Origin of the sequence: Pontibacterium sp. (genome assembly GCF_041587635.1) — a bacterium.
Classification (GTDB): domain Bacteria; phylum Pseudomonadota; class Gammaproteobacteria; order Pseudomonadales; family Balneatricaceae; genus Pontibacterium.
Window position 1 is genome coordinate 1 of sequence record NZ_JBFGYC010000187.1, and the last position, 6,671, is coordinate 6,671.

Consider the following 6,671-nt stretch of genomic DNA (forward strand, 5'->3'; position numbering starts at 1 on the left):
TGAAAGGAAAAGAAGGGTAATACGATGATATGCATACGTTTTCCATAACGTTTCTATACTTCCCGTCCGGGGAAATGCATCAGATTGATAAGCTATCCTTGCACATTACGTAAGCTGAGCACAAGAGCGAGGTGATGGATGCCCGGCAGCTGAATAGCACTGGCTGAAATAGTCTTTACAGAAGAGACTGAAAGGCTATCAGCTCATATCTGCCAGACACAAAAAAGGCCGATCTTCTTATGGACAGATCGGCCTTTTTTGTTAGCTTAACGCAGGGCTTATCAGGCCGCTGCGACCTCTTTTTCAAGGTAAGCAATAATATCGTTGGACTCGTACATCCACTGCACTGAGCCGTCGTTCTGTTCGATACGCAGGCATGGCACTTTTACGCGACCGCCCTGCTGCTGCAGCGTATCGCGATGAGTGGCATCGTTTTTCGCATCACGCAGTTCGATCTTCAGCGCGTTGCGCTTCATGGAACGGCGTACTTTGACGCAGAATGGGCAGGCTTCAAACTGATACAGAGACATATTCTCGGTACGCTGGTCGATTTTAGCCTGCTCGTCGCCCGGACGTTTTACACTGCGTGGGGTAAAGATGAAGTTAAGCAGCAGAATAATGCGGCCCAAAAACCAACGAACAAAACTCATTTAATCTCTCCAGTTATTGCTTAAGCCCGACGAATACGTGTCTCGCGGGGCGAAATTTTATCATTTCACTACAGTACAAAACAGCCACCGCGGGCTGAATGGTATAGGACGTTAGTGCCAATAGACGATTCAGCTATGTACTCAGCCCCGTTTTGCACTGCGCTGCGGCGCTTTTTTACCCGGGCGCTTGCCAGTTGAACCCGCTTTCTTAGCGTTCATGGCCGCCTTCTTACCGCCCGCTGCGGACTTTTTCACGCCGCCTTTTGGCTTGGAACCCGGCCTTGAGCCAGCGGTCTTCTGGCCATTACGTTTACGTTGAGGCTCGCTATCGTCGGTTCGCGCCTTCGGCGTTGTACCTGACCACTGACCGCCTCGTGCAGCTTTACCGGGCTTGGTAGGCTGCACCTGACGTCGTTTCTGCTGATCTTTCTCTTCGGCTGGCACCAACTGCTGTGGGCCGTCGCCTATCAGTTCAGGACGCCCCATGTCCTTAAAGGCATCACGCAGGGTCGCCCAGTTTTCCGGATCATGATAACGCATCAGTGCTTTGTGTAGTTTGCGCTGCTTATCATTCTTCGGTGTGTACAGCTTCTCAGACTTATACGTCACCTTTTTCAGCGGGTTACGGTCAGAGTGGTACATCGCCGTCGCCAGTGACATCGGTGATGGATAGAACGTCTGCACCTGATCGACCTGAAATTCATTCTTCTTCAGCCATTGCGCCAGGCTGACCATATCGTCGTCTTCGCAACCCGGGTGCGCGCCAATGAAATACGGGATCAGATACTGTTTCTTACCGGCTTCTTTGGAGAAGCGATCGAACATTTTCTTAAATGCTTCGTACGTCCCCATACCCGGCTTCATCATTTTAGAGAGCGTACCCTCTTCACTGTGTTCCGGTGCAATCTTCAGCAAACCGCCTACGTGATGGGTTACCAGCTCACGCACGTATTCTGGGTCTTCAACGGCCAGATCGTAACGCAGACCGGACGAAATAGAGATCGTATGTACGCCGTCGAGCTTACGCGCTTTGCGATACAGCTCAGTGGTTGGACGATGATCGGTATTCAGGTTCTGACAGATGGTCGGATACACACAGGACAGCTTACGACAGGACGCCTGAATCTCTGGGTCTTTGCAGTTCAGCGTATACATGTTGGAGGTTGGACCACCCAGATCAGAGATCGCGCCGGTAAAGCCCGGTACCTTGTCGCGAATCTCTTCAATCTCATTCAGAATCGACTGATGAGAGCGGCTCTGAATGATGCGTCCTTCGTGCTCGGTAATCGAGCAGAACGTACAACCACCAAAACAGCCACGCATGATATTGATCGAGAAACGGATCATGTCATACGCTGGGATTTTTGCCTTGCCGTATTTCGGGTGCGGCACACGCTGGTACGGCAAACCAAATACACCGTCCATCTCCGGCGTTTCCAGCGGGATCGGCGCAGGGTTCACCCAGATCTCACGCTTACCGTGTTTTTGGATCAGTGCACGGGCGTTGTGAGGATTCGACTCCAGATGCAATACGCGCGATGCATGGGCATACAGCACCGGATCTTTTTCAACTTTTTCGAACGATGGCAGACGGATATAGGTTTTTTCCGGCAGACGCTCTTTACCCTTAAGAGGCTCAGGAATAATGCGCAGCGGCTGAACGTCATCAGCGGCATTTTTCGCACCACCTTTTCCATCCTCCTGATCTTTATCCTTCTCCGGCAGATACTCGTAGGGGTTGGGCAGCTTATCAATATTACCCGGCCAATCGACACGGGTGGAGTCGACCTCCACATATCCCGCCGGTGGCGCGTTGCGAATAACAACGGTGCCACGGATATCCGTCAGTGCTTCAAGCGGTTCACCGTCAGCCAGCTTATGGGTCAGATCGACAATCGCACGTTCAGCGTTACCGTAGAGCAGGATATCCGCCGTTGAATCGATAAGTACCGAGCGGCGCACTTTATCGCTCCAGTAATCATACTGCGCAATACGGCGTAAACTGGCTTCGATGCCACCAATGACGACCGGTACATCGTTATAGGCTTCTTTACAACGCTGACTGTAAACAATGACAGCACGGTTAGGTCGCTTGCCACCGTCCCCGCCTGCGGTATAAACGTCATCGTGACGGATACGCAGATCAGCCGTATAGCGGTTGATCATGGAGTCCATGTTGCCCGCCGTCACGCCGAAATACAGATTGGGCTTACCCAACGCCATAAAGGGTTCGGCACTGCGCCAATCCGGCTGATCGATAATACCAACACGATAGCCCTGCGCTTCCAGCAGGCGCCCCATCACGGCCATACCAAAACTTGGATGGTCAACATAGGCATCACCCGTCACCAGCACGATATCGCAGCTGTCCCACCCCAGAGCATCCATTTCAGCACGGCTGGTCGGTAAAAACTTCGCAGTTCCGTAGCATTCAGCCCAGTATTGCGGATAGGAAAAGATATCAGGAGCGGTATTGATCATGTCGCCTAGCACTGTCAGGTTCAGGAAAAGCAAAGGCAAAGCGGCCAGTTAGCGTCATTTTAACGACATAACCTATACATTTAAGCGCTGTTTAAGCACCCAAATAATACTTGACCATTTTACACAGTATTTGAATGTCGCCATTCTCCCAGAAAAGCACTCGGGTTTCGAATGATTCTTTCTATAGCACGCTAAACAACCCACCGAAAACCAGACAAAAAAAACCGGCACACGGCCGGCTAATCACTGGATGGAAATGTAAATATTGCTAGGGGAATGCTGTTAGATGCTGCGACATACTTAATGTCTCGCCGCCAAAACCGGCATTTCTGCGCGGGAGATCCGTTTGAGTACCAGCGGATGAGTGTCAGAACGCGAATAGATAATCAAACTGCCATCGGCACCATGCTCAAAACGCTCAGCTTCCGCCAGCATCTTCAATAGCAGCTGTTCCTGATGCATCACACTGGAGAAGCAGATCTTTTTAGAGGTGGTGATACGGGCAATATCGAGCTGATCACCCTGCCCTGAATAGTCCGCGAAGAAGTAGTTACAGCCCGCTCGTCCACTGATCCGATGATCGACGAAGGCAACAGATGCATTAATCAAACCCGAAACATCACGACCCACCAGCGTTTTAACACGCCAGAACGTGCGGTTCAGAGGTGCAGATTGACTGATGTCAGATGTGGAAGAAACTGCTGATGATACGGTAGATTCGGTTTGCTGCTTAGGCGCAACCGACTGGCACCCTACCAAGCCGAAAAGAATAACAGGTGCGAGGTACGTCTTCAGACACGTAATGCCATCCATGGGAGACATATCTTCAAATCCTTATGAAGTTTTCTACTCCCAAAAGCATATCCCCATTTCGAATAGATGAAAAGGGCTATTTTTTGATCAAAAAAAGCCCGAAGCTGAATATTCAAGCTTCGGGCTTTTCTGTGTTTGATAAACAATATCTGATTAGATATCGATCACATCAAATTCAACTTGTGGATCAACGTCCGCTTCGTAGTCTACAGATTCAATACCGAAGCCGAACAGCTTCAGGAATTCATCTTTGTAGTATGCGTAGTCAGTCATCTCGAACAGGTTTTCGGTGGTGATCTCAGGCCACATGTCACGGCATGCTTTCTGCACATCGTCACGCAATTCCCAGTCATCAATACGGAAACGGTTGCCGTCATCAATCTGCGCGCTATCGCCATACAGGCCGGTCGCGAACAAACGCTGCACCTGTTCCATACAACCTTCGTGCAAACCCTGCTCTTTCATGACCTTGAAGACCATAGACAGGTACAGAGGCATCACAGGAATGGCAGAGCTGGCCTGAGTCACAACAGACTTCAGCACCGCAACATTAGCCTGACCACCGTTTGCAGCCAGTTTCGTGTTCAGCTCATCTGCCGCACGGTCCAGATCCTGTTTCGCTTTACCCAGAGCACCGTCCCAGTAAATCGGCCAGGTAATCTCAGTACCGATGTAGGAGTATGCAACAGACTTCGCGCCTTCAGCCAGAACACCGGCATCGTTCAGTGCATTAACCCACAGTTCCCAGTCTTCACCGCCCATCACGGTCACAGTTGCATCAACCTCTTCCTGCGTCGCAGGTTCGATTTCAGCTTCAATGATCACGTCTTTGTTGGTGTCGATCGCCGTGGAGCGGTACGTTTCACCGATTGGCTTCAGCGCAGAACGCACAACTTCGCCCGTTTCAGGCATTTTGCGCACTGGGGATGCCAGCGAGTAAACCACCAGATCAATCTGACCCAGGTCTTCCTTGATCAGATCGATAACTTTGTTTTTTGCATCGTGGGAGAACGCATCGCCGTTGAGGCTCTTTGCGTACAAACCCGCTTCGTGTGCAGCTTTGTCAAACTCAGCAGCGTTGTACCAACCCGCTGTGCCGGTTTTACGTTCAGTAGCCGGTTTTTCAAAGAACACACCGATGGTTGCTGCGCCACAACCAAATGCGGAAGCGATGCGGGAAGAGAGACCGTAACCACTGGATGAACCGATTACCAGTACGCGCTTAGCGCCAGCGATCTCACCTTTCTGTTGAGTGTAAGCAATCTGCTCGCGAACGTTGGCCGCACAACCGGTTGGGTGAGTAGTTGTACAAATGAAGCCGCGAATCTTTGGTTTGATGATCATGGTTAACTAGAGTCTCAATCCGTTACATAAAAAATCAGCCCGATACGATAACCGATTTCGGGCTGATTTTACAGTTTAAGCGTGGCGCTCAGGCAGGATCAGAACCAGGCGGATGCCAGCTGCTCATCGCTCATCGCCATCACGCTCTCGCTACCCGCTGCTACCATCTGTGCGTAAGACGCTGTACGTGGCAACACCTGTGTCACGTAGAAACGCGCGCTCAGAATTTTCGCATTCAGGAAAACTTCGTCTCCGCCGTTCGCCAATTCCTGCTGTGCCGCCAGTGCACCACGCAGAATCTGCCAGCCACCACACAAGGTACCCATCATCATCAGGTAGTTGTACGCCACAGTGCCCGGCAACTGAGCATCGTCTGCTGCGCCGTTCAGCAACTGTGCCTGAGCTGCCTGTGCCTGCTCCAATGCCACTTTTAACTGAGCCGCTTCGGACGCAAAACCACCCTGAGCATCCAGTGCACTGATCAGTTCAGCGATTTCAGCCTGTACGGCTGCACCGGCTTCACCTTTATCAAACAACGTTTTACGGCCGACCAGATCCAGTGCCTGAATAGCGTTGGTGCCTTCATAGATCGGCAGGATACGTGCGTCACGGTAGTGCTGTGCTGCGCCGGTTTCTTCGATAAAGCCCATACCACCGTGTACCTGCACACCCAGAGAAGTCACTTCCTGCGCTACCTCTGTGCACCAGCCTTTCACGATCGGTGTCAGGTAAGCAGCACGTGCGGATTCACGCGCACGGGTTTCAGCGTCTTCCGATTTATGCGCAAAGTCGAGGCTTGCACAGGCATCATATGCCAGAGCACGACCCGCTTCGGTGATCGACTTCATTGTTTGCAGCATACGGCGCACGTCCGCATGGCGGATGATCGGGCCTGCTTCTTTATTGCCGACCGATGGGCTCTGCACACGGTCATGAGCGTATTCCAACGCATGCTGATACGCACGCTCAGAGATCGCTACACCCTGCAGACCTACCGCCAGACGTGCGTTATTCATCATGGTGAACATGCAGGCCAGACCTTTGTTCTCTTCACCGACCAGATAACCGATCGCTCCTTCATCATCGCCAAACGCCATGACGCAGGTCGGGCTCGCGTGGATACCCAGCTTGTGCTCCAGAGAGACACACTTCGCATCGTTGCGTTCACCCAGTGAACCATCCGCGTTCACCATGAATTTAGGCACGACAAACAGGCTGATACCGCGAACACCTTCTGGCGCATCCGGCAGACGCGCCAACACCAAGTGAACAATGTTCTCAGCCATATCGTGCTCACCCCAGGTAATAAAGATCTTCTGACCTTTAATACGGTAGTGATCACCTTCACGCTCCGCTTTACTGCGGATCGCCGCCAGATCAGAA

5 protein-coding genes are annotated in these 6,671 nt (G+C 51.7%); all 5 read right to left on the reverse strand.

Annotation, left to right across the window (positions count from 1 at the left end):
* Window positions 1-281: 281 nt before the first annotated feature.
* Complete coding sequence (locus tag ABYW01_RS10670; protein WP_372832618.1) at window positions 282-650, reverse strand: glutathione S-transferase N-terminal domain-containing protein; 369 nt, start codon at window positions 648-650, stop codon at window positions 282-284.
* Between the two features lie 141 nt (window positions 651-791).
* Window positions 792-3,131 (reverse strand): YgiQ family radical SAM protein, encoded by a 2,340-nt coding sequence (locus ABYW01_RS10675; protein WP_372832620.1) that lies wholly within the window; start codon window positions 3,129-3,131, stop codon window positions 792-794.
* A gap of 300 nt (window positions 3,132-3,431) precedes the next feature.
* Window positions 3,432-3,953, reverse strand: a complete 522-nt coding sequence (locus tag ABYW01_RS10680; RefSeq protein ID WP_372832622.1) for an META domain-containing protein — start codon at window positions 3,951-3,953, stop codon at window positions 3,432-3,434.
* 144 nt (window positions 3,954-4,097) lie between these two features.
* Entirely contained in the window at window positions 4,098-5,288 is a 1,191-nt protein-coding gene (fabV, locus tag ABYW01_RS10685) for an enoyl-ACP reductase FabV (RefSeq protein ID WP_372832624.1), read from the reverse strand.
* Between the two features lie 98 nt (window positions 5,289-5,386).
* Window positions 5,387-6,671: acyl-CoA dehydrogenase (locus ABYW01_RS10690; RefSeq protein WP_372832625.1), on the reverse strand; the 1,285-nt coding region annotated here is incomplete at its 5' end.